Below are 23962 nucleotides of genomic sequence, written 5' to 3'. Positions count from 1 at the left end.
GGAGAAAAAATGTTAGATTACACCCCATGTGAAGAAGTAACCAGAGAAGCAGTAACTATCAACCCTGCAAAAATCTGCCAGCCAATCGGCGCAGTCTATGCTGCCCTTGGTGTGCACAACTGCATGCCGCACAGTCACGGATCACAGGGCTGCCTCTCATACCTGCGCATGTGCCTGAGCAGGCACTACCGTGAAAACTCGGTTGGAACGACCAGCAGTTTCTCTGAAGGAACCGCTGTTTTCGGAGGAGCAGCAAACCTCAAGGAAGCCCTCGAAAACCTGACTACAATCTACAAACCTGAAGTAATTGCTATCCACACCACCTGTGTAGCAGAAACCATAGGCGACGACGTAAACACTATCGTAGAAGACGTCCGGATGGAAGAGCTTATAGACCCGTCCATAAAGATCTGTGCAGCCTCCACTCCAAGTTATGTGGGTACCCATATTACTGGCTATGACAACATGGTAAAGTCCTTTGTGACTACTTTTGCCAGAAAAAGCAAGCCGAACGGGAAACTCAATATCATTCCCGGCTTTGTGGAACCTGCCGATATCCGGGAAATGAAACGCATACTCTCAATCATGGGAATCTCAGGTATAGTCTTCCCGGATACGACTGATGTCTTTGACGCTCCTCTCACCGGAGAACAGGGCATGTACCCGAAAGGTGGGACTCCGATAGGGGATATAGAAGATTCCGCAAATTCCGTGGGAACAATCGCTCCCTGCAGGATGGCAGGAGGGTCTGCAGCAAAGGTCCTGGAAAGCCGCTACAAAGTCCCGGCAAAAATAGGGCCCACCCCAATAGGGATCAGAAACACTGACCGTTTCATCATGAATGCAGCAAAACTTGCCAGCGTGGCAATCCCCCCTGAACTTGAAGATGAGAGAGGAAGACTTATTGACATGATGACTGACGCCCACCCCCACTATCATGGAAAGAAGGTAGCCATCTACGGGGACCCGGATATACTTTCAGGCCTTACAAGCCTTGTGCTGGAGATGGGTATGGAACCGGGTGTTGTCCTCACCGGAACCCAGAACTCAGAGTTTGAGAAAGAAGTAGAAGGACTCATAGGTTCCGAATACCCGGACGCCGATATAATCTCGGGTGGGGACCTCTTCATGCTCCACCAGATCATCAAGCGAAAGCCCGTGGACCTCCTAATCGGCAACACATATGGGAAATTCATATCAAGGGCAGAGGATGTGCCCCTGGTCAGGGTAGGCTTCCCGATCATGGACCGGGCAAACCTGCATTATTTCCCGATCATGGGGTACGCCGGAGCTGCACGACTGGTGGAGCGCATAGGAAATACCCTGCTCGACAGGAAAGATAGAGACGCACCAGACTGGATGCTCGAGACCATCCAGTAAGGAGCCTGGCTTTAAGATAACTGATTCCCGAAAAAACAAAAAGTTTAAGCTGAAAAGTAAGACTGGGAAGTTAAAACCTGGGAATTAAAACCTGAAAGTTAAAACCAGGAAGTTAAAACCGATACCTTAAAAACGGGAGAAGTGGAAAACCGCCGCTGCAAACCTGGAAACAGAAGCAGAGGGGAGTGAAAGAGATGATTGAGAAAACCGGGATAGTGGATACTCTCGAAGAAAGGCAACCATACATTACCAGAAAGCAGGAAAAGGGGCAGGTAATCCCCCTTGCATGCGACAATAACTCCCTTGCAGGAGCCATAAGCCAGAGGGCCTGTGTTTATTCTGGAGCCAGGGTTGTCTTAAACCCCGTAACCGACGCCGTCCATCTGGTCCACGGCCCTATTGGCTGCGCAGGTTATACCTGGGATATCCGGGGCGCAAAGTCCAGCGGGATTGAAACGAACCGCAGCAGTTTCAGCACGGACATGAAAGAGATCGATATCATATTCGGAGGAGAGAAAAAACTCTCAAACGCGATCGAGGAACTGGTGGGCATCTACCACCCCCCGGTAATCTTCGTGTATTCCACATGTATTGTAGGAATTATCGGAGACGACCTTGATTCCGTATGCAAAATAGCAAGCAAGAAGCACAATATCCCGGTACTCCCCGTAAAATCCGAAGGCTTCAAAGGCAACAAGTCTGACGGATACAAAGCCGCCTGCGACGCTTTAAAGCAACTAATCAAAAGACCTAGGAAAGAGAAGGCTGCAGAAAAGAAAACCGGAGTAAACCCTGGATTAAAAAAACCGAGGATCAACATCCTCGGGGACTTCAATGTTGCAGGAGATGTCTGGCTCGTAAAACCTCTCTTTGAGCAGATGGGAATCGAAGTCATAGTTTCCATGACCGGAGATTCGACTGCAAAATCCATCTCAAGAGCTGCAGAAGCTGACCTTAACCTGGTACAGTGCAGCGGGTCAATGACTTACCTTGCAAAATGGATGCAGCAAGAGTATGGGATTCCATATTTAACCGTGAGTTTCTTCGGAATCGAAGACATCTCCATGGCCCTGCGAAAGACTGCGGAATACTTTGGTTCAGAAGAAATGAAAAAGACAGCAGAAGAAATGTTGGAGACCGAAACGAACCGGATAATGCCTGAAATTTCCCGGGTTCGAGAGAGAGTCAAAGGGAAAAAGGCAGCCATCTACATGGGAGGACCTGCAAAAGCTCTCACACTTATCAAAGGCTTTGCAGAGCTTGGCATGGAAGTGGTTATCATCGGGACCCAGACCGGGAAAAAGGAAGACTACGAGCAGATCAGTTATTCTGTCCGGGACGGAACGGTCATTGTAGATGACGCAAATCCCCTGGAACTTGCCGAACTGCTTGTGAAACAGAAAGCCGACCTGATGGTTGCAGGCGTTAAAGAGAGGTTTATCGCGTACAAGCTGGGTGTTGCTTTCTGCGACTTCAACCACGACAGAGTGGTGGAGTTCGAAGGCTTTGACGGCTTTGTAAACTTCGCGAAGGAAGTGGATGCCTCTATCAACAGCCCCGTATGGAAAGCTGTCAGGCAGCGGGTTTTGAAACCCGAAGCAGTGAAATCAGAAAGGTCAGCAGGAAAAGAAAATATAAAAAATATTTTCGGAGAGCCATGCGCAAAAGAATGTAAAGACATGGCTGTGGACCCTGAGTTTTTGTGCCAGAATGAGGATACTGCAGTTGAGAGTCAGGTATGAGGAGGCATTGAAATGACGAAAAGAAACTATGCTACTGTGAACCCCTGTGTCATGTGCCAGCCCATGGGAAGTGCTCTTGCTTTCAAGGGAATTGAAAATACCATGGTCCTCTACCACGGCTCTCAGGGTTGCAGCACCTATATGCGTCTGCACCTTGCCCACCACTTCAGGGAACCCGTAGACATCGCATCAAGCTCCCTCAGCGAAAAGGGAGCAGTCTACGGAGGCAGGGAAAACCTGAAAAAGGGGCTGAGAAACGTCATCAGCAGGTACAACCCGAAGGTAATAGGCGTTGCAACCACCTGCCTTGCCGAAACAATTGGGGACGATGTCCCTGCGATTATAAGAGAATTTAAAGAAGAGGAAGGGATTGGAGATGATCTTGAAAAAGACATTATAATCGTTCCGGTTTCCACTCCCAGTTATGGGGAAAGCCATGTAAGCGGGTACATAAAAGCCCTTGATGCAGTTGTCAGGAAATTTGCGGAAAGTCCGGAAGATCCGGAAAAACCGAAAATCCCGGAAGATATCGAAATCATGGATTACATGGAAAACATGGAAATTATGGAGTATACGGAAATCCTGGAAAAAGAAAAGGCAGAGAAAAACTCCCAGGAAGCAAAAAATCCTGACATGAAAGAAATTCTGAATAGGAAACTCAACCTTATCCCTGTCGAGAGCATTTCCCCGGCTGACGTGAGGGAACTGAAAGAAATCCTTGCAGAAACTGCAGGAGATTACATTTTCCTGCCAGACATTTCCGAGACCTTTGATGCACCCCTGAGAGAAGAGCTCCCTAAAATTGCCCCCGGTGGCACCAGCCTTTCCGAGATTGCAGATATGCCGAACAACAAGGCAACTCTTGGCCTGGGTGTTGTCAGCACGAATCTGGCACTAAAATATCTGGAAGAATCCCACTGCGTTCCAGGGCATAGTGTTCCAATCCCGATCGGGCTTTTGAACACTGACAGCTTCTTTATGGAACTGGTCAGCATCATTGGCTGTCCCGTCCCTGAGAAATACCAGAAAGAAAGGGGCAGGCTCCTCGATGCCATGGTGGACGTGCACAAGTACCTTTACGGCGTAAAAGCGGCTGTCTACGGAGACCCCGACACTGTATTTAGCCTGACGACTTTCATGCTGGAACTCGGAATGAACCCCATGCTGGTAGCAACGGGCAGCAAAAGCCGGGACTTCGGAAAGAGAATAAAACAAATCTTCGAAGAGATCAGGCCGGAACTGGAACCTGTGGTTCTGGACGGGATTGACTTTGACAGCCTCAATGACGCAGTCAGCGAATGCAGCCCTGAAATCCTGATAGGAAACTCCAACGGGAAATACATTGCAAAAGCCCGTGATATTCCCCTCGTAAGAGTCGGCCTGCCAATCCACGACAGGGTAGGCGCACAGCGCATCCTTACTGTCGGATACAGGGGAGCCCTGGAACTTCTGGACAGGATCACCAACACCATCCTTGAAGCTACTGATACTTTCACTGCACCTGTACAGGTCGAGCCGGCTGCATATGCAAACCAGGGAGCAAAAGATGAATGCATAGAGGGAGCTAAATGACCGGAAGTAAAGCAAAAAAACTGGTACTTCCGGCTCTTGCAGCAATTCTCTGCCTCTTCATATTTGCCTTAATTGCAGTTTCCCCTGGAGCAGAAGATCAGCCGACAACAATTACTGTTTCGGCTGCTGCAAGCCTCACTGAAGCTTTTACTGACATTGCCAGAGAGTTTGAAGCAGATCATTCGGGTACAAAGGTAGAACTGAACCTTGCAGGTTCGGGAACGCTTAGGACGCAAATCGAATCCGGAGCTCCTGTTGATATATTTGCTTCGGCTTCTGAGAGAGACATGAATCTCCTCTCTGGGAAAGGTCTGATTGAAGAAAGCTCAAGAAAAGACTTTGCAGCAAATACTCTTGTAATAGTTATGCCTGAAAAAACCGGCTCTGAAATTCTGAATACTTTAGAAGACCTGACTGCAGGGAATATAGAAAAAATCGCGATAGGAAACCCTGAAACTGCACCGATAGGGAAGTATACGGAACAGGCACTGCAAACAGCAGGAGTCTGGGATGAAGTTGAAAGTAAAGTCATCTTTGCAGATACAGTGAAACAGGTGCTGACATATGTAGAAACCGGAGAAGCCGATGCAGGTTTCGTATATGAGACAGATGCTGAAAACGGGAAGAAAAAGCTTTACGAGATAGCATTTACAGTTCCGGTCAGTGAACCGATTTCCTATCCTGTAGCAGTGATAAAAGACTCAAAGAATAAAGAAAAAGCCCAGGAATTTGTTGATTTCGTTACCGGAGCCAGAGGACAGGAAATCCTGGCAGAGTACGGCTTCAAAGAGCCATAAATACAGAAATTAGAAAATCAGAATCATAGGTTTAAGAAAATCATAGGCGATCAGAATTCCCAGAAGGATGAAAAAGGAAAGGATCAGATTCAGACTTTCAACAGAACAAAACCAGAAAATTGGGAAGGGATTTGATGGAAACGCTTCAGGTGGTCATGAGCCCGCTTATGCTTACTCTCAAAATTGCTGCAGTTTCAACTTTCTTTGTGGCATTTCTGGGAATTCTGATCGCCTACGTGCTGGCAAAAAAAGAATTTACCGGAAAATGGCTGGCTGACGTGCTTGTTACCCTTCCTCTGGTTCTGCCTCCAACCGTGACCGGGTATATCCTGGTTATGTTGCTTGGAAAAAACGGGATCCTTGGAAGTATCTTTACCAAACTCACGGGCAGCGGGATACTTTTTACATGGCAGGCAGCAGCTATTGCAGCTTTTATCGTATCCTTACCCCTGATGGTGAAGACTGCTTCGTCTTCAATAGGAGCAGTGGATAGAAGCGTCGAGGAAGCTGCCTGTATCCTCGGCAGGAGTGAACTCGAAACCGCAATCTTCATAACTCTCCCCCTTGCGAAAAAAGGAATTGTTGCAGGCTGCGTCCTGAGTTTTGCAAGGGCAGTAGGGGAATTCGGAGCAACCCTTATGGTTGCGGGGAATATACCGGGAAAAACGAGTACAATGCCTCTTTCCATATATGGGGCGTACCAGACCGGGAACAGTGAACTTGCGAATCTGCTGGTAGTTATCCTGGTTATGATTTCCCTCGGTACGATTGCGGTTACGAGCAGGTTAGGTGAACGATAAAAGTCGAGAGTGAAAACAAAAGTAAAAGAGAGCATAAAAGCGAGAGCAGGTAACGGGAATAGAACAGAAAAAGGATAAAAGCAGGTGAGATCAGAAATGACTGTTGAAGTTGATATTGAAAAGAAATTCTATGGAAGAAAACATGGGAAAAAGGCAGAAAATCCCAGCTTTTCAATGCACTGCAGCTTTGATGCCAGTTCCGATTTTATGGTCCTTTTCGGTTGTTCGGGGTCAGGAAAAACCACAGCTCTCCGCTGCATTGCAGGACTTGAGAACCCTGATTCAGGATCTATCAGGATTAACGATACCATCTACTTCGACAGCAAGAGAAAGATAAATCTGTCTCCCCAAAAAAGAAAAATAGGGTACATGTTCCAGGAAAACGCCCTATTTCCACACATGAATGTACGGCAAAACATTGAATTCGGATTAAAAGGCCTGAGCTCCATGGAAAAGAAGGAGAGAGTTTACGAGATGCTGGACCTTGTTGGAATTGGAGAGTGTGAGTTTGCGTACCCGGACGAACTCTCTGGAGGCCAGAAACAGAAAGTTGCTCTTGCCCGGGCTCTTGCACCCGATCCGGAAATCCTGCTTCTGGACGAGCCATTCTCATCCCTGGATACCGTTGTTCGCCTGAAACTGAGAAAAGAACTGCGTACGATCCGGAAAAGGCTTGGGATTCCTGTAATCTTCATTACGCATGACCCTGTAGAAGCCTTTACCATGGCTGACGGGATGGTTGTCTTTGATGGTGGCAGGGTGCAGCAGATGGGTTCCCCTGAGGATGTGTTTTATCATCCGAAAAGCCGTTACGTTGCAGAACTCGTTGGCTTTTCAAACCTCTTTGATGATGCTGTGGTAGAAGGTCACGGCAAGGGAGACGAATGCACTTTCCTCTGGTCTCTTGGCACTGAGATTACCGCCCCTTATATAGAAAGCATGGCAGGAGACAGAGTTAGCTGGGGCATCAGGCCCGAAAATATCGAGCTTGTGGACAGAAGGAATGTACATAACATTCAGAAGGAAGATGGGAAAAACCTGTTCGACGGCGTGATAATGAACGTGGTAAACAAAGGCACCAGCCGGATCATGTCTCTCATAATTAAGGAAAGCGAAGATGTCCTGAAAGTAGAGGTTGCAAACCACGTCTTTGACTCATTAAAAATAGAGACCGGAGACGAGTGTATGGTCAGGCTAAGGACTTCGGATATGATTGTTTTTTGAGCGCACGAACTGCGACAGCAGACTTGCGATTCAAGAGCAGTAGATCCTTTTAAGAACAAAAAACGAAAAAGCAGAAGCTTTTAACTCAGAATTTAAGTTTAAACACCTACTTTTTTATCTATCTTTTTTTACCCATCCTTTTTTCATTGATTCTAACAGTCACTAGTTTTTTTGAGTTCTGTAGTTTTATTAATGGCATCAAATTGGTCGCTGTCTTATAATAAAACTCTTTGTTCTGAAGTGCTTCGGATGATTGACTAATTAGATAAGGATTTAAAAGCTAATTTGAGATCATTAATTAATACTTTTATAAATATCAATAACAAATAGTAAGATCAAATCAATAATAACTTATACTATAAACATTATCAGATTAAGAGTATAACAAAGAATGTTACAAAAAGGATAACAATTCACACAATAAATATAATGCAAGTACGAGTTGATGAAATGTCAATAGAAGGATAAATGAATCATAGGGTAAAGCTGCAAAGGAGACCACATCTGACAATGAGATCTTGCTTGAAATCCCGGTTCTCATTATCACAAGAATACCAATATCGATCGTATGATGGATACGAGAATCGTTACAAAACAACGAATCGGGATAGAGGGGAACTACAAAGGAATTGTAGAGAATAGACTCGATGTCGTAACAAACCCCAATGGAAAATTTTGCATAAGCAATGTATGACATGTTTTAAGTGAGCAATGGAGGCCCGGAAAGAATATGGAATATAGTACGGCCGGGTTCAGCTTGCAGCTGGAGCTGCCCTTAACCTTCTGGAGGGTGACAGATGAACGAAGACAAACAGATAATCAGAGATTTCTGGAATTACCGCTCCCAAACATTCGACAAATCTCCGGGACATTATACCGCCAGCAAAGAGGAGGAAGAAGCATGGAAGGGGCTTCTCAGGTCAAAACTGGGTAATGCCGAAAAAATTCTTGATATTGGCTCAGGGACAGGTTTTCTTTCACTGATGCTCGCCGATATGGGGTACGAGGTTGTGGGAATCGATCTCTCTGAGAAGATGATCGCCCGTGCATCCGCCAAGGCAAGAGAGAGGGGATTATCAATTTTATTTCGTCAGGATGATGCCGAAAGTCTAGGTTTTGAAAACAATTCTTTTGATGCCATAGTCAACAGGGCTGTTCTCTGGACACTCCCGCATCCGGATATTGCAGTACGTGAATGGATGCGGGTATTAAGGCCCGGAGGGAGGCTCTGTTTTTTCCTTCACGAACCCCGTGACGAACGGAAAGCCGCGATCCATAAACAGGTTCTGAACCTCTGGATACTTCTCTCAGAGAGGAGAAATCCATGGTGCACTCTTGGAAACGGGAGGCAGGCTGTAAACCTTCCATACAACGGCGGTGTAAAACCCGGAGTCATTGTAGACCTCCTGAAATCTGCCGGATACTCTAATGTTCTCGCCGAGCCCATGCACAGGATTGAGGCCCTTAAACGCCAGTATATGCCCTATCCGTATAGAATTTCACATGGACACGGCCAGTTCTGCTACACAGCTGAAAAACCGAAAGAGGATTGAAAATGAAGAGAAGTTTTACATCGCTGAAACTACTTGCACTCTGCTGCCTTATCGGATGTATGATCACCGCTTCTGGATGCGTAGGACAGAGCGCTCAGATAGCGAACAACGTTCAGACACTTATCGTTGCCGGACCTGCAGATTTTGATTCCAGAATAGAGATGAAGATGAATGTCTATGATGTCTTCCTCGACATCAATGCCGATGGACAACCGATTCCCGGCCGTCTTGTAAGCTCATGGAACGAATCCGATGACGGACTGACCTATACATTCCACCTCAATAAAGGGATAGAGTTCCACGACGGGACGCAATGGAACGCGAGTTCTGCTGCATGGTTCCTGACATGGTGCAGCCAGGGGCCAAAGAAGAACGATATTGCGTTTTCAAAGATATCCGATGTGCTCGAGGTTGATGATTATACAATACAGGTCGCTCTGAAAGAACCGCATGGAGCTTTTATTAAATCACTCTCATCTGAATCAACCAGCTATGTTACCTCACCAACATCGGTAGAACCTGCATGGAGTACTGACGGAGAGATCGTATCCTTCATTGGAACAGGGAAGTTCGAGGTTGAGAACTATGTAAAGGCACAGAGTACGGAACTTGTCAGACACGATCCAACCTCAGACGGAGAAACACTAGTTAACCGGATATCTTATCGGGTAATTCCTGACAGCTATGCCAGTGTATCGGCATTGCGTGCAGGTGATGTGGATATCATTGGTGTGGCAGATCACCATTCAACGGTCCCATATGAGCAGATTCCCCAGATGATGAGTGATCCGGATATCATTGTCGAAAAGCAGTCCTACGGAAGATATCAGGTTGTTGAACTAAACTGTAACGATGGGCCATTGAATGACATTCGTCTCCGGGAAGCGATTAACCTAGGGATTGACCGGGATAAGATGGTAAAGGAACTCCTCGCCAGCGCCGCAGAACCTGCATACTCGGTCGTATCCCCGACATACCCATGGGCCAGCAGCCTTGCAGGAACAGAATATACCTATGACCCGGAGAGGGCAAAGAACCTCCTTGACCAGGCAGGATGGATAGTTGCCGGAACCGACGGAATTCGGGAAAAAGACGGAAAGAAGCTGACACTTACCTATATCGTTCCGCAGGGTGAAGCAAACTCCGACTCGATTGCGGTCTATATCCAGAGTGAGATGAAGAAAATCGGCGTCGAACTCGAGATCCTTGTTCTTGAAAGCGGTGCAGCAGGGGAAGAACGTCAAAAGGGCAACTATGACATGTATCTTCACCACAGCTGGGGAGTCCCTGGTCTGCCCGAAGGACCGCTTACCGGAAAGTATCACTCTACCTGGGGGTCATGGCAGGCATCTTACCATGATGCAGAGCTTGACCAGCTGATCGAAAAAGCCATAGCTACAGGTGCAGATGAAGACTATAGCGCCGCATACCTGTATATTCAGGAGAAATATGCCTCTATGCCACTTTATGATATCGAGAAAATCGCTGCATATAAAAAGTCTGTGAAAGGCTTCACGTTCCCTGCCTCAATCTATGGTCTCGACCTGAGCACGGTTAGTATTGAGCCTTAAGAGGAAGATCATGGCCGGAGACATACTCATCTTATTAGCAAGAAGGATACCCTGGGCTCTTATAACGATCTTTCTTGCATCAATCCTCTCATTTTCGATAATGTACTTTGCACCGGGAAACCCGGCCGAGATTATTCTAACACAGGAGACAGGAAACGAGCCGACAAGAGAGGCTGTTTTACTTTTTATGAATAATCACGGGCTTGAACAGCCTTTCTTAAAACAGTACGCTGCCTGGATGACAAACCTGTTCTCCGGAAGCCTTGGTATATCCCTCAGGACAGGTGATCCGGTTCTGGAAGAGTTCACTGCCCGTTTTCCAGCGACATTCATCCTTACGATGACGGCGATGACACTTGCACTGGTAGTGGGCATCAGCATTGGTGTACTGTCAGCCATGAGGCCACATTCACCAGTTGACATATTCGGCAACTTCATCGCGTCAATGGGAACCTCAATACCGTCCTTCTGGCTTGCACTGCTGCTCATCCTCGTATTCTCAATCCATCTGGATATCCTCCCTTCATTCGGATATGGAGGGATACAGCACCTTATCCTTCCGACACTTGCACTCGGGTTCCTCCAGATATCAAGAATTTTGAGGATAACAAGGGAAAGCATGCTCGATGCCCTCTCCGAAGACTATGTCTTCGAAGCCTATGCAAAAGGCCTGAGTGAAAGAGGGGTTGTGGTGAGGCATGCATTTCGAAACGCTTCTGTTCCTATTGTCACCCAGGCAGGGCTAGATATCGGAACGCTCCTCGGTGGTACAGCGATTATTGAGCAAATCTTCGGGTGGCCAGGAATAGGAAACTTTCTTCTGACATCGGTAATGAGCAGGGACTATCCTGTCATTGCGGGATTTGTGCTCCTTATCGCTCTGATATTTGTTATCGTCAATATTCTCGTTGATATTCTGTACGTGTACATCGATCCGAGGATGAAACCTGGAGGGAACATTCATGGGTAATAGTTTGTATGAAAACGGACAGAGCAGCCGTCAAGGACAGACCGGTCATTCCCTCCAGATCAAGTTTCCACATATGAGTACAAGGGTGATCATCAGCTGCATAATCCTCCTCACCTTTGCGATTATGGCTATCTTTCCCGGTTCAGTAGCTCCCCATGATCCGAATTATGTAGATCTTAACAACCGGCTTGCAAAACCGGATATGGAACATCCATTTGGAACAGACCATCACGGCCGGGATATTCTTAGCCGGGTAATCTATGGAACACAAACCTCGCTGGTAACCGCCCTTTCCGTGGTTGCCGTCGGTGTCGTACTTGGCACCTTCATAGGACTGACTGCCGGATTTTTTGGAGGTATTGTTGATCAGACCATTATGCGTACTGTGGATCTCTTCCTGGCGTTTCCAGGGACGATCCTTTCCATAGCACTTGTCGGATTATTCGGAGCTTCGCTCTTCAACATCGTGCTCGCACTCTCGGTGATATGGTGGGTAAGTTATGCACGAATTATCCGGGGATCTGTTCTCCAGGTAAAAGAAAAGGATTTTGTCAAAGGAGCCTGTCTCATGGGGGGAAACTCGTACTACATCATCAGGAGACACGTACTCCCAAACGTACTCTCCCCTATTTTCGCCCTTGCCACACTTGATGTTGGGTCCGCAATTCTTCATATCACAGGCCTGAGTTTCCTCGGACTCGGAGCTCAACCCCCAACTCCGGAGTGGGGAGCGATGATTCAGGGAAGTATCGCTTTCATGGAGACCGCACCGCAGACAATGATCTTTCCGGGATTATGTATCATAATTACAGTTCTCTCATTCAACTGCCTTGGTGACTGGCTGAAAGAGAGAATTGATCCGATGAGGGTGGAAAAGACTGACTTTCAATGAAAGGAGGAGAGAATATGGATACCTTATCGCATGATTTTACAGGTGAAACAGGCAGAGAGCTCATTCTATGTATCAGAAATCTGAGTACAACTTTTATCACGGGAAATGGCCCTGTCCAGGCAGTAAACGGTCTTGATTTTGACCTGAAGGAAAAGGAAAGAATGGCTATTATTGGAGAATCCGGATGCGGGAAGTCTGTGCTTGCCCAGACCATACTGAAGCTTCTCCCACAGAACGCACTGGTATCCGGGGAAATTGTTTTTCATAACCAAGATCTGCTCAGGACAGGTCAGGATCATATGGTGAAGATAAGAGGTGGAGAGATCGGGCTAATCCCACAGCATATTTCCTCCCTTGATCCTCTTATGAAGATTAAGAGCCAGGTTCAGAGAGCAATACATCCAAACGGAGGTTCTCAGGATAAAAGACAACTTTATCGTAAGGTTTTTGACCTCTTTAACTCAGTCGGACTTCATCCTCATTTGTCGGACCGATACCCCCACCAGCTCTCAGGGGGCATGAACAGGCGGGTTTTGATCTCAATGGGTATTGCACAAAATCCAGACCTCCTCATCGCAGACGAACCGACTACCGGGCTGGACACGATTCTCAGGAACAAAACCGTGAAACTGATTGATAGCATCACTGCGGGACGTTCTCTTCTGCTGATAACCCACGACATCGGCGCAGCACGGATCTGTGAAAATCTTGCGGTGATGTATGCAGGTGAAATTATTGAGAGAGGCCCTGCACAGGACATACTCGACGACCCCAGGCACCCATACACACAGGGTTTGATGTCTTCAATGCCATCAAGGGGAATGTCTTCGATACCAGGTATGAGTCCAAGTTTGATACAACTCCCAACCGGATGCCGTTTCCATCCCCGGTGTCCATATGCAAAAGAGAAGTGTGCAACGCATCATCCTGACATGCGTGAAGAGAATAGAGGAATTCGGTGCCACTATGCTTGCAGTTGAACACCTTTCCAAGACCTATACCAGTGGTTTTTTTCTAAACAGGACAGAACTACATGCTGTACGGGACGTGAACTTTTCAATCAAGAGTGATGAAATTTTCGGGCTTGTGGGAGAGAGCGGGTGTGGAAAGACAACCCTGGGTAAGATGCTTGTACGCTTGTTAGAACCAACAGGAGGAAGAGTAAAAATCGGCGATCTAGATATCACAAGCCTCAAGGGGGCAGAGTTACAGAGATACTGGCCAAATCTCCAGATGATCTTTCAGGATCCAAGGTCTTCGCTCAACCCAAGGATGCGAATTGGGCATTCCCTTGTAGAAGGTCTGCGGCTCTCCGGGAAGAGCGATTTGATCGAAGACACCGTACAGGAAATCATTCGGAATATGAACATACGTGAAGAGATCCTTAATCGCTACCCTCATGAGGTAAGCGGTGGTGAGATTCAGAGGATAGTGATTGCCCGTGCCATCAGCCTCAACCCGGCACTGATTGTTGCAGATGAACCCACATCAAACCTTGATCTCTCAGTACAGGCCCAAATTCTTACATTGATAAAAAATATACAGAAAGAACATTCAATACCCTGTGTTCTCATCTCTCACGATATTGAAGTCGTAAAATGGATGTGTGACCGGACTGCGGTGATGCTCCGGGGCAGGATTGTTGAGGAGGGGCCGACAGATGACTTGATTCAGAACCCCCTGCACCCCTACACACAGGAGCTCATTAATGCCTCACTCTTTTGTGGCGAAAAGACAGAGTACCACAATCCGGAGATATTTCAAACCACAGATGAAGGATGTCCATATAAAGATAGGTGCTCAGTGGTCAAACAGGAGTGTCGGAGTGGTAAGGTTCAGTTAAGAGGAGGTATCCATAAAGTTGCCTGCAGGTCGGTCAGTGAGAACTGAGACTTTCAAATTTCCATACTTTCGTTAAGTTAAGCCTGATTAAATTAAGACTGCAATGCTACTCTGGAGGAGCCGGCATGGATTATTCACTAGTTTTTTCCGAAGCTATGAAGCTTTTCTCGATGATGCTCCCTATGATATTTATCGGTTTTTTTCTATCAAATCTCCTGAGGGCAACCCGGTATCTCGAATACACCAGCATCCCTATGGCATCCATTACAGAAATGGCCCGCCTTCCAAAAACATGCTCTTCTGTACTTACCTTCTTTTTTTTAAATTCCTGGTCAGGAATGGGTATGCTCTCTTCTTTCTTTCATAAGCGGATTCTTGGAGAACGGGACGTCATTGTGACAGTTTTGATCGCTCAATTACCAAAAAGGCTTCATAGTGCAATATTTTTTCAGGCACCCGTTGCGCTTTCAGTACTTGGTTATGAGATTGGACTGATACTTCTCTTTTTAGAACTTCTGGTTTTCGCTAGTATTGCAGTTACTGGAGTATTCATAGGTAGAAGAATTCTTTTTAAAAAAGCCCCGGAATATGGAGATGATACCCGACTGTCCATTTCAGAGGAGAAGGTAAAGGAAAACGGATGCTTAGCCAGAGCAGGGTCTATACTCAAGAAAAGTTTATGTGAGTTTGGAAAAATTGCCCTTGTCCTGGTTCCAACAACATTTTTATTCATCATCATCCTGAATCTGGGCCTGGCAGATTACTCAGCAGAGGTTCTTCAACCATTCATGAACACCCTTCAACTGCCGGATGCTGCAATTATTTTATTTGCAGCAAGCTTTTTGAGTCAGATTGCCGTTCTTTCGGCGGCTGGAACAATAGTCGTAATGGAACAAATAACCGTTCTTCAGTGTCTTGAGATGCTCTTCATTGCACGGGCACTGCACCTTGGGATTGGTTATGTTAAGACAGCTCTTCCGACAAATATTGCCCTATTCGGGAGAAAACTTGGTCTTCGAGTGACCTGCGTGGAGTGTTTCATGGTTGAAACTGGGCTAATATGTATCGTTTTAATCCTGGTAATACTGCAAACCTGCCCGGGATGAGAAGAAAAAAATGGAAACGAATTTTTTTCATTTATATTAGTGCTGGTCTCTGCCATTAACAATAATGGTCACGCCGGCAAGTTCAGGAAAAGGAACCACAACCTTCTGTGGGGATCAGTTAAATGCGGTCAAGGAAATCGGCAGTACTTATTCCAATCCTGGAGTGACAGTCTCTCCTTGAGCAAAAATTACTGAAACAGGTGACGATGGCAGAGAAAAGAACTGAGATACTGGAACCAAAATAAACTCCCCGGGCGATCTAATGGCCCGGAGTATTGTGGTAGGCAATGAACTTGATCAGTTCGCCCACGATCATCTTTTCTTGTTAAATTCGGTCAGGTAGTCTGGTTCAGGTCTTCAATGTAAGTACCTGCCCCGAGCCACCAGGTTTCTTCGACCTTCTGGACGTAGCTCATTTTTGGCTCAAGAGTCATGTTTCGGGCGGGGTTGTAGTAATGGTAGAAGAGGAACCCTCCTCCCTGTTGTGCCAGGAAAATCTCTACTTTGGTATAATTCACTCCGTAGGGGTCCTGGAGCCCTGAAAGATCCGTTCCGATCAGTTCGGGCTGATAGGGGAGCGCCAGAGTCGTTCCGTTATAATCGAAGGCATAGATATAGAGACTATCGCGGACAAAGGTTCCATTCTGGTTATTGAACTCTGCGATAGCGGCATCCTTTCCACTCGTATTGGCATACTCAATCGCTTCCCCGACAAAAGATTTCAGGCTATTTCTTACCTGCGGATCTGTCCCCACATTCACGATCGATGAATTCTCGGGCGGATTATAAATTCCAGCCCCGAGTATCCAGCTATTGTTCACCATCATCACGTAGCTGAGTTTTTGTTTGACTGTGAAATTATCTGCAGGGTCTGCATACAGATACCGGACAAAACCTCCGCCGGACTGCGCGGTGGCTACCAGGTCCTGTATATATAAGGTGCCGTTCACGTCTGTGGTGTTCCACCGATTTGTCCCGAGAATCTCGGGCTGGAAAGGAAGAGCCAGCGTGGTGCCATTGGTGTCGTATGCGAAGATATAGAGTTCGCCGTCAACGAATTGGCTGGTCTGGTTGTTGAACTCACGAAGAGCAGCTTCCTGTCCGTTTACGTGCGCATATTCGAAGGCTTTCTCGACGAATGCCACGAGCTCCTCTGGAGATGCAGTTGAATTGTTAGCCGGTGTCGCTTCCGATTGGTTCTGGCAGCGCTTGTAATTGCCGCTGCATACAATGTAGGAGTTCCCATCGCTTCCCTGAGTTAACCGGTAATAGGTGGTCTTATAGTATAGATTCGTCTGGACCGGATGCATATAGACATAATCCAACCAGCCAGTCCCGTTCTTCAGCGCTCCTTCTAAAATTTCGTCACGGAACGGTTTACCAGTAACATCTGTCTTGCCCTTGAAGTTCTTGCCGACAACCTGAATGTTGTCTGCATGAGCAACGATGGTCAAATTCACATCGTACACGAAGACGTAGAGACTCGGATCCTCATGATCCCTATACGGCGCTTCGCCTGCGTTGATGCGCCGGAACGTATCGGAGGTATTATTCTCGATTGCTGCGGCGGTTGTGTTTACAAGCTCCACCACCGCGTCATCAGTGAATGTCTGCCCTGTGCATCCAACCCCGAGATTCCGATAGATGATCCGCTCATAATCGCTGACTTCCTGCTCGTCCTTCTGATCTCTCACCGCCTCGAGTGCATGCTGGAAAGCGCCGACCATTGTGTCCGGGACATCCTTACTGAAAATATAGTAGAAGTCATTCTCACTCAGAGTATACACGGTCTCATAGGCATTGGGATCCGCTGCAATCTGCAGCATCTGATGCCTTCCGGCGAGATCTCCCGTTGCCCACATGTCGATCTGACCCTCTTCCAGCATCCTGAGGAGGTCTTCGGGTTTCTGGCCGTTGACGATCTGCGATGCATTAACGCCATGGCTGGTGAGAAGGTCGTTTTCGATGGAGGCCTGTACCACACCGATCCTGTACTGATTGAGATCCTCAGGAGAGGATATTGTAATATTACTACTCATCGGCGCATAGATAACGAAACTGGCACTGGTAAAAGGTCCTGCCCACTTATAGAGGAGCTCACGTTCTGGTGTGCGGACAATGGAGAAAAGCACCGTACTGGTATTGTTTTGCGCTGTCTGGAAACCTTCTGCCAGGGGGACAATGCGAACATCTGCCCGTGAGCGGTTCACACCGATATTTTTGAAGACTGCTTCGAGTACCTCGACAGAGATACCGGTGACGTTCCCGTCCTCCTGGTAATTGAAGGGAGCCCATTCTTCGGTCAGGTAATTGAGCTGGGCAAGGCCGACAGATGGAATATGCTTCCCGAGGATCCGCTCATGCGTGCTGATGCCTGCTGCATCTTTTTCCTGTTTGACGGCATCGAGTGCCCGCTGGAAGGACTGGGTGACTGAATCGGGGACGTCTTTACTGAAAGCATAGTAAAGATCCTGGTTCTCTAATTGATACACAACAATGTAGGAGTAATAGTTCCCTGTTATCTCTTCTGTGAAATACCTGCCTGCATCCTCAGGACATGCCCAGAGGTCGATCTCACCGTTCTCTAGTCCGGCGATGTTTGCGGACACGTTACTTTCGGGAATGATCTGGCTTTGGTTCACCCCAATATTGAGCAGCTGCTGAGTCGCTACATCGTCGGCGATCACCCCGATGCGGTACTCCTTCAGATATTCAGGGCTCTCTATTGTGATCCCCCGGTCTCGCTTGGCAAACAGGACATATCTATCGGAATAAACAGGTCCAACCCACTTGAATAACTGCTCCCTTTCGGGAGTCCTTGCTGTAACGAAGAGAACCGTATTATTCCGGGTGAGAGCAGCCTGATATCCCTCATTCCAGGGAACAAGGTTTATCTCTTCCCTAGTCACTTTCTTCCCCATCTTCTCAGTGACTACTTCAAGAAGATCAACAGAGATACCTTCCAGCGTACCGTTCTCTATGTAATTATAAGGCGGTAGCTGTTCTGTGTAGTATGTCAGGTCTGCCAACATCATTGTGTTGTTCATGTCTGCAGATGCAGCTTCAGATTCCTCAAGGCATCCGGTAGCTGAAAGCAGCGCTCCAAGCATCACTGTAATAAGAATAAGATACATATATCGTAAAGATAGCGACATGAGAAAAGTCTACTATCAACATATAAATACCGATACTAAATACTGATACTCATCACCATTTGCAAAAGAACGTCCTTTTGGGGGGATACATGGCTAAGATTGGAGTGTGCAATATCCCGTGAACAGGCACTCTTTTTTAAATATCTATCATATTATATACATTCGGGTTTATGTATTTTGGCATGTCAGTCGATATTATCCATGGAAAACTGACGCAAAGGCGATTGAGCAGACGAAAGACTTCGTCGAGCGGGACGCTAGGGGAGAGGAGATCATCCGGGCATTGGGCGGCAAAGTTCTTGCCAATTATTATACACTTGGCAGGTACGATTTTGTGATCATCGTTGACCTCCCATCAGAAGAAGCAATGGTAAAGCTCCTGCTTGAGGTAGCGAAATGGGGTACGATAAGTACGGAGACCCTGACCGGAATGCCACCAGAGCTGATAATCGAGTGGCAGAGGAGATATGACAGGAGCGTGGAAATTTGAAAGTTATAGAGTGAAAGGATCTTAAGAGGACAAAAAGAAGATAGATTAAACACAATTCCATTGGTCATTGGTTAAGATATTTTATCACCTTTTATACTATCGATTTTATGGCAGAAATTGGCCTCAAATTTTAACATATTTACCTGAAATCGATATCTTGCTCCAGTTCAAACACCCTTTAAATTTTGGACATTTATCCTGTGAATGGATGCAATCTATTATGATTCCTCACTTAACCGAAGACGCATGAAAACAATTCTAATCCGTAAATTTATTCACCATATCGGGTCATCCATTTATTCATCATATTGGATCATCCATTTATTCATCATATCGGGTCGTTCTTATCACGCTCGACGAAGGAAAGCGGCCTTCCCCTCAAAAAACGCACATGATATTCTTCGAATAACATGCCCAAAAAGATGAAAGTCCTTTTATACCTAACTTTTTTGTTTATTAACTCCATCATTACCTTAGGACAGTAAGGTTGTCTTTTCTTTGGTTCTGTGAAACCGTCAAAAAACTAATCAGCGAATTGCCATCGAAGGCCCAGATGTGACTTTGATCACGGATGCCAAATTGCCTTTGAGGCAATTCCACTGTCCTTGAAATGATGGAGTAATGTAAATTGGAAGGAGAAATAAACAAATCTTGTGGTTTAGACATTCACAAACATTTTGTCATTGCTACTATTCTCAGCAGATCCGGTGAAAAACAGCTACAACGTTTTGATAGAGATGATGATGGAATTTTAAACCTTAAAAATTGGGTGACATCAGAAGAATGTGATGTTGTTGCCTGTGAATCAACAAGTGACTTCTGGGTTCCGATTTATGAGTCATTGATAGATCATTTGCCTGTTATAGTTGGAAATGCGCGAGATATGAAAGCATTTACACATAAAAAGACCGATAAGATAGATTCGGAAGTCATTGCACAACTTGCATTGAATAAAATGATTCAACCGTCAAGAGTTTTTCCTAAAAAGCACAGGGAATTCAGGTCGTATGTCAGGCTCAGGTTAACTCTTGTAAGAAAAAGGACAGATATAAAAAATGAAGCTCATGCTATTCTTTCTTCTGAAATGTTACATCTAGGTGATGTGCTAACAGACATTTTCGGAAAAAATGGAAGAGCAATTCTATCAGGAATTTCTTCAGGAAAAAATATTGATCAGATTATAGAATCACTTTCTCCAAATGTTCGGAAGAAAGCTGGTCAGATAAGAGAGATTCTGAACAGAGAAATATCTCAGAGTGCTGCAATAAGGCTTCAGATGTGCCTGAACATTATAAAACATCTGGATGAAGAAATCGAAATTCTGGAAAGAGAAATTTTCAATTACGCTTATAGAAATCATAAACATGAAATGGAAATTTTAATGTCAGTTCCTGGGATTGGAGAACTGAGTGCGGCAACTTTAATTGCTGAGATAGGAAACTTCAAAGACTTTTCTTCAGGGGATAAACTTGCTTCATGGCTTGGGATAGTTCCGAATGTGTATCAATCTGCAGATAAATACCATAATGGAAGAATCACAAAGAGAGGATCAAAAGTAGCAAGGTGGATTCTGACACAGATTGCTCAAGCAGCAGCAAGAAAGAAGAATAGCAGGTTAAAAGAGTTTTTTAACAGAAAAAAGAAGTCAATTGGATATGCAAAGGCGATTATTGCCCTGGCAAGGAAAATTGCAACGATAATATGGCATCTTATCACAAGTGATGAGATGTATGAAGATGAGACAGGGTATGAAAAGGGAGAAGTTCAAAAGAGAAAGATTGTTGAAACTGAAATATTTTCGGCTGATGAACGGATCAAAATAATTAGTGGAATATTCGCAATTATGGGAAAAGAAGACAGAGAGAGTACGTGAGGAAGATATCCTCATGTACTTTCATGCCAAAGAAAAAGAGAAGAGGAAAATAAGAATTTATTTCTGAGCCGATCCCAAAACTCAGAACCATTTCTCTAAATTACGAATTTAGAGTAATCAATCGAGTTTTTGATCGCGAAAAACAGTTCTGAGATTCTTATTGATTTAGAGTAAACCTGGTTTTGGAATGAGCTCCTTATTACTGCTCTCTTATTACTGTTTTTTAAGCTTTTTCTCTTCTTTTTACTTCTTTTCTCCTTCAACTTTTTCTTCCATATTTCTTCCTTCTTTTTGGGAATGACCGCCAGATAAGCTGACGGGGACATTTATGTAATCCATGTATCTGAGATCAGTTTTCGGTTTCAAAGTAATGGTTCAAAGAAAATGTTTCTCAGGGAAAGTTGAGCATGTTTAAATATCTATTTTTAACTGCATAAAAGGTCTCTTTATTCTGACTCTTACAACCTTATTCGTGTTACTAAATCGGTTTTGTTACATCCCATACTCGCAGTATTTCCCATTAAAAAAAAGAGAAAACAGAGCTAAAAAATTGGCGTGTGTGCTGATATAAATGCAGATTGAAAGGAGATTTCGGAGTAAGGGAGAATAGTCCTGATCAGATAGAGTTTATCGAAACCGGCAGCTCGTGTAATGCAATAGGTTTACTCTTGAAGCCAGACTTTTAAAAATCACACTTTGACATTTCAAGAAACAAAGTTTCTATAAATATATTTTATTCAGCCGCCGTTTCCTCCATAAATAACCAAGTTGGTTCATTTATAACAGTTGGCAAATAATAAAGGCCGGTTAAGAGGAAAAAACATGAAAGCGGATTTTTTATCTATTCTACTAATGCTTGTTACCACCATTACAATAATAGCCATACCAGCAAGTGCAGGAGAGTTAACTATAACCTTCGATGAAGGTCGGTTAGATGCAGACGACGAAATCGGTAGTACTTATTCGGACCTGGGAGTAATATTCTCACCGGGAGCAATTGTTGATACCAAATTTGGGTCAGGAGAAGACTTAGGATTCTGGAATCCAAATAATCATATTAGTACAATATATTTTTCACCTGCTGTAAAGTCGGTTTCAATAGAGTTTGAGGACGCGATTATAGGTAATATGGACGCACTTCTTGTAAATGGAGAAAAACTTTCCACATCTAAATGGAATTGGCTTATCACAACAAATACACTAAGAATTGAAAGTAAGACTGAAAACATACAGAAAATCGAAATCTCAGAAGGCAGTCAATGTATAAATTTGATCAAATTAGATAGCCTGCGTTATAACCAGATCCTTGAATTTTCTACTGTTGCATTTCCGATTGCTACAGTGATGTGTATGATGTTTATATTCCAGCGCAGGAAAAACTAAACTTTTGAAATGGATTGAAAGAAAGTCAACGCCATATTCATTTGTCTGACAGTCTTTACATCCATTTTTGAGATTATTTTCCTGGTTTATCTTCTTTTTACACGGTTTTAGTCTCTTTTTACGGCTTTCAGGACAACTGCTCCTTCCAGATTTTCCGTTTCCACACTAAAACCTACGTCCTCAAAAAGCTCTTTCCATTCAGCTTCCGAGAGTTGCGGCCCGTGATGGTGTTGATGTGCCAGCGGCTCAACTGCAGTTAATGACCCGCCTTTTTTCAGCACTCTCTTAACCTCAAAAAGCGCGAACTTAATATCTTCAAGGTGGTGAAGCATGAAAAAGCAGCTAGCAGCCTCCACCGACCCCTCTTCAAAGGGCAGGGCATACGCACTCCCTGTCCTGAATTCAACATTTTCAATGCCGAGGACTTCGGCATTCATCTGTGCCTGACCTGTGAGTGAATCATGGAGGTCAATGCCATAAACCTGTGAATCCGGGTTATTTTTTGCAATCTCCAGAGTAAGGCTCCCGAAACCGCTGCCGATATCAAGGAGGGTATCTCCCTTTATTCCCGGGAGCACTGCAGGAAGCACCTGTTCTCTTACACGAGCCATGCGGTCTTCAGGGAATTCCGCCTTTTTTGCCTTTTCTGCATCTATTGATGTAAAAGGAAGGATAGCATAGACTTCAGAGCCGTTAACAGCCATCAAGCCCCGCACATAAGCACTGCAGGTCTCGGCTATGACCAGTTCTACAACGGAAACTCCGACATCCCTACAGAAACGCAGGTTCCACTCTTCCCTTTTTTCAGGAAATCGGATATTGAGGGGCGTGTGCACTACAATGTAATGTGAATAGTCCGGGCTGAAATATGCCGATACGGACTCGGGTTCGTTCAGGCGGATTTCGCTTATGCTTTCTCTGAAAAGGGCGAGAATTTGCAGGGCAGTTTCATCTGCTTCATTTCTTATGCTTCCGATTTCTCCAAACATATCCCTGAATTTGTTTTCAGAGAATAAAAGCTCTCTTATGGGAAGCTGATAAAAAAACGACATGTTGCAGGCAAGTAACATGTATCGGGCCTGTCTTTTTTCAGATTTATTTCGAGTTTATTCAATTTCTAACCTGGTTTAATCAAGATTAATAGAGTTTAATTCTACATACTTTGAAAGTTCCTTCTCCAAACTATGTAAATATTTAACACCAATTACGACATAATTAAATAGTATCAAACCGGATAAAAGATACCTGTTGGTGGTCGCGATGAAATATGTAATTGCAATAATAAGGCCTGAAAGGCTTGATGCTGTCAAACGAGAGCTTCAGAAAGTTGAAGTCAATAGATTGACAGTATCGTCCGTTTCCGGTTATGGTGCTCAAAAGGGGCATCTGGAAATCTACAGAGCAATGGAGTTTGAAGCAAATCTTCTTGAGAAAATCAAGATCGAAATTGCAGTAAATGATGAATTCCTTCAGCCAACGATTGAAGCAATTAAAAAGGGGGCAAAGGGCAATGACGGGTATATCGGAAGCGGCAAGATATTCGTGCTCCCACTTGAGGATGTTATAAGGGTCCGCACAGACGAAAGCGGACCTGCTGCTATTTGAGGTGGAC

General features: G+C 45.2%; 20 protein-coding genes. 18 read left to right on the top strand and 2 right to left on the bottom strand.

Annotation, left to right across the window (positions count from 1 at the left end; translation table 11 throughout):
• The first annotated feature begins 9 nt into the window (after positions 1–9).
• The 14 genes from nifK (at position 10) to ACZ5A8_RS03565 (ending at position 15449) form a co-directional block, all read left to right on the top strand.
• Positions 10–1380, top strand: a complete 1371-nt coding sequence (gene nifK, locus ACZ5A8_RS03630; RefSeq protein WP_464532261.1) for a nitrogenase molybdenum-iron protein subunit beta — start codon at positions 10–12, stop codon at positions 1378–1380.
• 194 nt (positions 1381–1574) lie between these two features.
• Positions 1575–3122 (top strand): nitrogenase iron-molybdenum cofactor biosynthesis protein NifE, encoded by a 1548-nt coding sequence (nifE, locus tag ACZ5A8_RS03625; RefSeq protein ID WP_464532259.1) that lies wholly within the window; start codon positions 1575–1577, stop codon positions 3120–3122.
• Positions 3123–3134: 12 nt separating this feature from the next.
• A complete protein-coding gene (locus tag ACZ5A8_RS03620; RefSeq protein WP_464532258.1) occupies positions 3135–4694 on the top strand; it encodes a nitrogenase component 1 in 1560 nt (519 codons plus the stop codon).
• Entirely contained in the window at positions 4691–5491 is an 801-nt protein-coding gene (gene modA, locus ACZ5A8_RS03615; protein WP_464532257.1) for a molybdate ABC transporter substrate-binding protein, read from the top strand. Before ACZ5A8_RS03620 ends, modA begins: the two co-directional genes overlap by 4 nt.
• 134 nt (positions 5492–5625) lie before the next feature.
• On the top strand, positions 5626–6291 hold the full coding sequence (modB, locus tag ACZ5A8_RS03610) for a molybdate ABC transporter permease subunit (RefSeq protein WP_464532255.1): 666 nt from the start codon (positions 5626–5628) through the stop codon (positions 6289–6291).
• Positions 6292–6387: 96 nt separating this feature from the next.
• On the top strand, positions 6388–7515 hold the full coding sequence (locus ACZ5A8_RS03605; RefSeq protein WP_464532254.1) for an ABC transporter ATP-binding protein: 1128 nt from the start codon (positions 6388–6390) through the stop codon (positions 7513–7515).
• A 568-nt stretch (positions 7516–8083) separates the two neighbouring features.
• Complete coding sequence (locus tag ACZ5A8_RS03600) at positions 8084–8209, top strand: hypothetical protein (RefSeq protein WP_464532253.1); 126 nt, start codon at positions 8084–8086, stop codon at positions 8207–8209.
• A 103-nt stretch (positions 8210–8312) separates the two neighbouring features.
• On the top strand, positions 8313–9068 hold the full coding sequence (locus ACZ5A8_RS03595) for a class I SAM-dependent methyltransferase (protein WP_464532251.1): 756 nt from the start codon (positions 8313–8315) through the stop codon (positions 9066–9068).
• A gap of 2 nt (positions 9069–9070) precedes the next feature.
• The gene (locus tag ACZ5A8_RS03590; RefSeq protein WP_464532250.1) at positions 9071–10639 is read left to right on the top strand and encodes an ABC transporter substrate-binding protein; all 1569 of its coding nucleotides are present in this window, start codon (positions 9071–9073) and stop codon (positions 10637–10639) included.
• A gap of 10 nt (positions 10640–10649) precedes the next feature.
• Positions 10650–11609: an ABC transporter permease gene (locus tag ACZ5A8_RS03585; RefSeq protein ID WP_464532248.1), complete on the top strand. Its 960-nt coding sequence runs from the start codon at positions 10650–10652 to the stop codon at positions 11607–11609.
• Complete coding sequence (nikC, locus tag ACZ5A8_RS03580; protein WP_464532246.1) at positions 11602–12501, top strand: nickel transporter permease; 900 nt, start codon at positions 11602–11604, stop codon at positions 12499–12501. Before ACZ5A8_RS03585 ends, nikC begins: the two co-directional genes overlap by 8 nt.
• Before the next feature lie 14 nt (positions 12502–12515).
• Positions 12516–13481, top strand: coding sequence for an ABC transporter ATP-binding protein (locus ACZ5A8_RS03575; RefSeq protein ID WP_464532244.1), 966 nt, complete (start codon positions 12516–12518; stop codon positions 13479–13481).
• Positions 13414–14391 (top strand): ABC transporter ATP-binding protein, encoded by a 978-nt coding sequence (locus tag ACZ5A8_RS03570; RefSeq protein WP_464532243.1) that lies wholly within the window; start codon positions 13414–13416, stop codon positions 14389–14391. The genes ACZ5A8_RS03575 and ACZ5A8_RS03570 overlap by 68 nt, the downstream gene beginning before the upstream one ends.
• A gap of 77 nt (positions 14392–14468) precedes the next feature.
• A complete protein-coding gene (locus ACZ5A8_RS03565) occupies positions 14469–15449 on the top strand; it encodes a hypothetical protein (protein WP_464532241.1) in 981 nt (326 codons plus the stop codon).
• Positions 15450–15784: 335 nt separating this feature from the next.
• On the opposite strand, the gene ACZ5A8_RS03560 is transcribed toward ACZ5A8_RS03565, so the two are convergent.
• Positions 15785–18559 (bottom strand): cache domain-containing protein, encoded by a 2775-nt coding sequence (locus ACZ5A8_RS03560; protein WP_464532240.1) that lies wholly within the window; start codon positions 18557–18559, stop codon positions 15785–15787.
• A 151-nt stretch (positions 18560–18710) separates the two neighbouring features.
• On the opposite strand from ACZ5A8_RS03560, the gene ACZ5A8_RS03555 reads away from it, so the two are divergent.
• The 3 genes from ACZ5A8_RS03555 (at position 18711) to ACZ5A8_RS03545 (ending at position 22350) form a co-directional block, all read left to right on the top strand.
• Complete coding sequence (locus ACZ5A8_RS03555) at positions 18711–19094, top strand: GYD domain-containing protein (protein WP_464532238.1); 384 nt, start codon at positions 18711–18713, stop codon at positions 19092–19094.
• Between the two features lie 628 nt (positions 19095–19722).
• Positions 19723–20967 (top strand): IS110 family RNA-guided transposase, encoded by a 1245-nt coding sequence (locus ACZ5A8_RS03550; protein WP_464529342.1) that lies wholly within the window; start codon positions 19723–19725, stop codon positions 20965–20967.
• A gap of 852 nt (positions 20968–21819) precedes the next feature.
• Positions 21820–22350: a PEF-CTERM sorting domain-containing protein gene (locus ACZ5A8_RS03545; protein WP_464532237.1), complete on the top strand. Its 531-nt coding sequence runs from the start codon at positions 21820–21822 to the stop codon at positions 22348–22350.
• Positions 22351–22457: 107 nt separating this feature from the next.
• On the opposite strand, the gene ACZ5A8_RS03540 is transcribed toward ACZ5A8_RS03545, so the two are convergent.
• Positions 22458–23339, bottom strand: a complete 882-nt coding sequence (locus ACZ5A8_RS03540; RefSeq protein WP_464532236.1) for a class I SAM-dependent methyltransferase — start codon at positions 23337–23339, stop codon at positions 22458–22460.
• A 271-nt stretch (positions 23340–23610) separates the two neighbouring features.
• Here ACZ5A8_RS03540 and ACZ5A8_RS03535 point away from each other — a divergent pair, with 271 nt between their 5' ends.
• Positions 23611–23955 carry a P-II family nitrogen regulator gene (locus tag ACZ5A8_RS03535; protein ID WP_464532235.1) on the top strand — a complete coding sequence of 115 codons (345 nt, stop codon included), beginning with the start codon at positions 23611–23613 and terminating at the stop codon, positions 23953–23955.
• The last annotated feature ends 7 nt before the right edge of the window (positions 23956–23962 follow it).

It is taken from the genome of Methanosarcina subterranea (genome assembly GCF_055385895.1).
Note: the sequence above shows the minus strand (reverse complement) of the source record. Positions and strands in the feature narration are given on the sequence as shown.

Coding starts and splice junctions, on each gene's coding strand:
- nifK (WP_464532261.1), top strand. CDS start 10: ATGTTAGATTACACCCCATGTGAAGAAGTAACCAGAGAAGCAGTAACT.
- nifE (WP_464532259.1), top strand. CDS start 1,575: ATGATTGAGAAAACCGGGATAGTGGATACTCTCGAAGAAAGGCAACCA.
- ACZ5A8_RS03620 (WP_464532258.1), top strand. CDS start 3,135: ATGACGAAAAGAAACTATGCTACTGTGAACCCCTGTGTCATGTGCCAG.
- modA (WP_464532257.1), top strand. CDS start 4,691: ATGACCGGAAGTAAAGCAAAAAAACTGGTACTTCCGGCTCTTGCAGCA.
- modB (WP_464532255.1), top strand. CDS start 5,626: ATGGAAACGCTTCAGGTGGTCATGAGCCCGCTTATGCTTACTCTCAAA.
- ACZ5A8_RS03605 (WP_464532254.1), top strand. CDS start 6,388: ATGACTGTTGAAGTTGATATTGAAAAGAAATTCTATGGAAGAAAACAT.
- ACZ5A8_RS03600 (WP_464532253.1), top strand. CDS start 8,084: ATGATGGATACGAGAATCGTTACAAAACAACGAATCGGGATAGAGGGG.
- ACZ5A8_RS03595 (WP_464532251.1), top strand. CDS start 8,313: ATGAACGAAGACAAACAGATAATCAGAGATTTCTGGAATTACCGCTCC.
- ACZ5A8_RS03590 (WP_464532250.1), top strand. CDS start 9,071: ATGAAGAGAAGTTTTACATCGCTGAAACTACTTGCACTCTGCTGCCTT.
- ACZ5A8_RS03585 (WP_464532248.1), top strand. CDS start 10,650: ATGGCCGGAGACATACTCATCTTATTAGCAAGAAGGATACCCTGGGCT.
- nikC (WP_464532246.1), top strand. CDS start 11,602: ATGGGTAATAGTTTGTATGAAAACGGACAGAGCAGCCGTCAAGGACAG.
- ACZ5A8_RS03575 (WP_464532244.1), top strand. CDS start 12,516: ATGGATACCTTATCGCATGATTTTACAGGTGAAACAGGCAGAGAGCTC.
- ACZ5A8_RS03565 (WP_464532241.1), top strand. CDS start 14,469: ATGGATTATTCACTAGTTTTTTCCGAAGCTATGAAGCTTTTCTCGATG.
- ACZ5A8_RS03560 (WP_464532240.1), bottom strand. CDS start 18,559: ATGCTTGGAGCGCTGCTTTCAGCTACCGGATGCCTTGAGGAATCTGAA.
- ACZ5A8_RS03545 (WP_464532237.1), top strand. CDS start 21,820: ATGCTTGTTACCACCATTACAATAATAGCCATACCAGCAAGTGCAGGA.
- ACZ5A8_RS03540 (WP_464532236.1), bottom strand. CDS start 23,339: ATGTTTGGAGAAATCGGAAGCATAAGAAATGAAGCAGATGAAACTGCC.
- ACZ5A8_RS03535 (WP_464532235.1), top strand. CDS start 23,611: ATGAAATATGTAATTGCAATAATAAGGCCTGAAAGGCTTGATGCTGTC.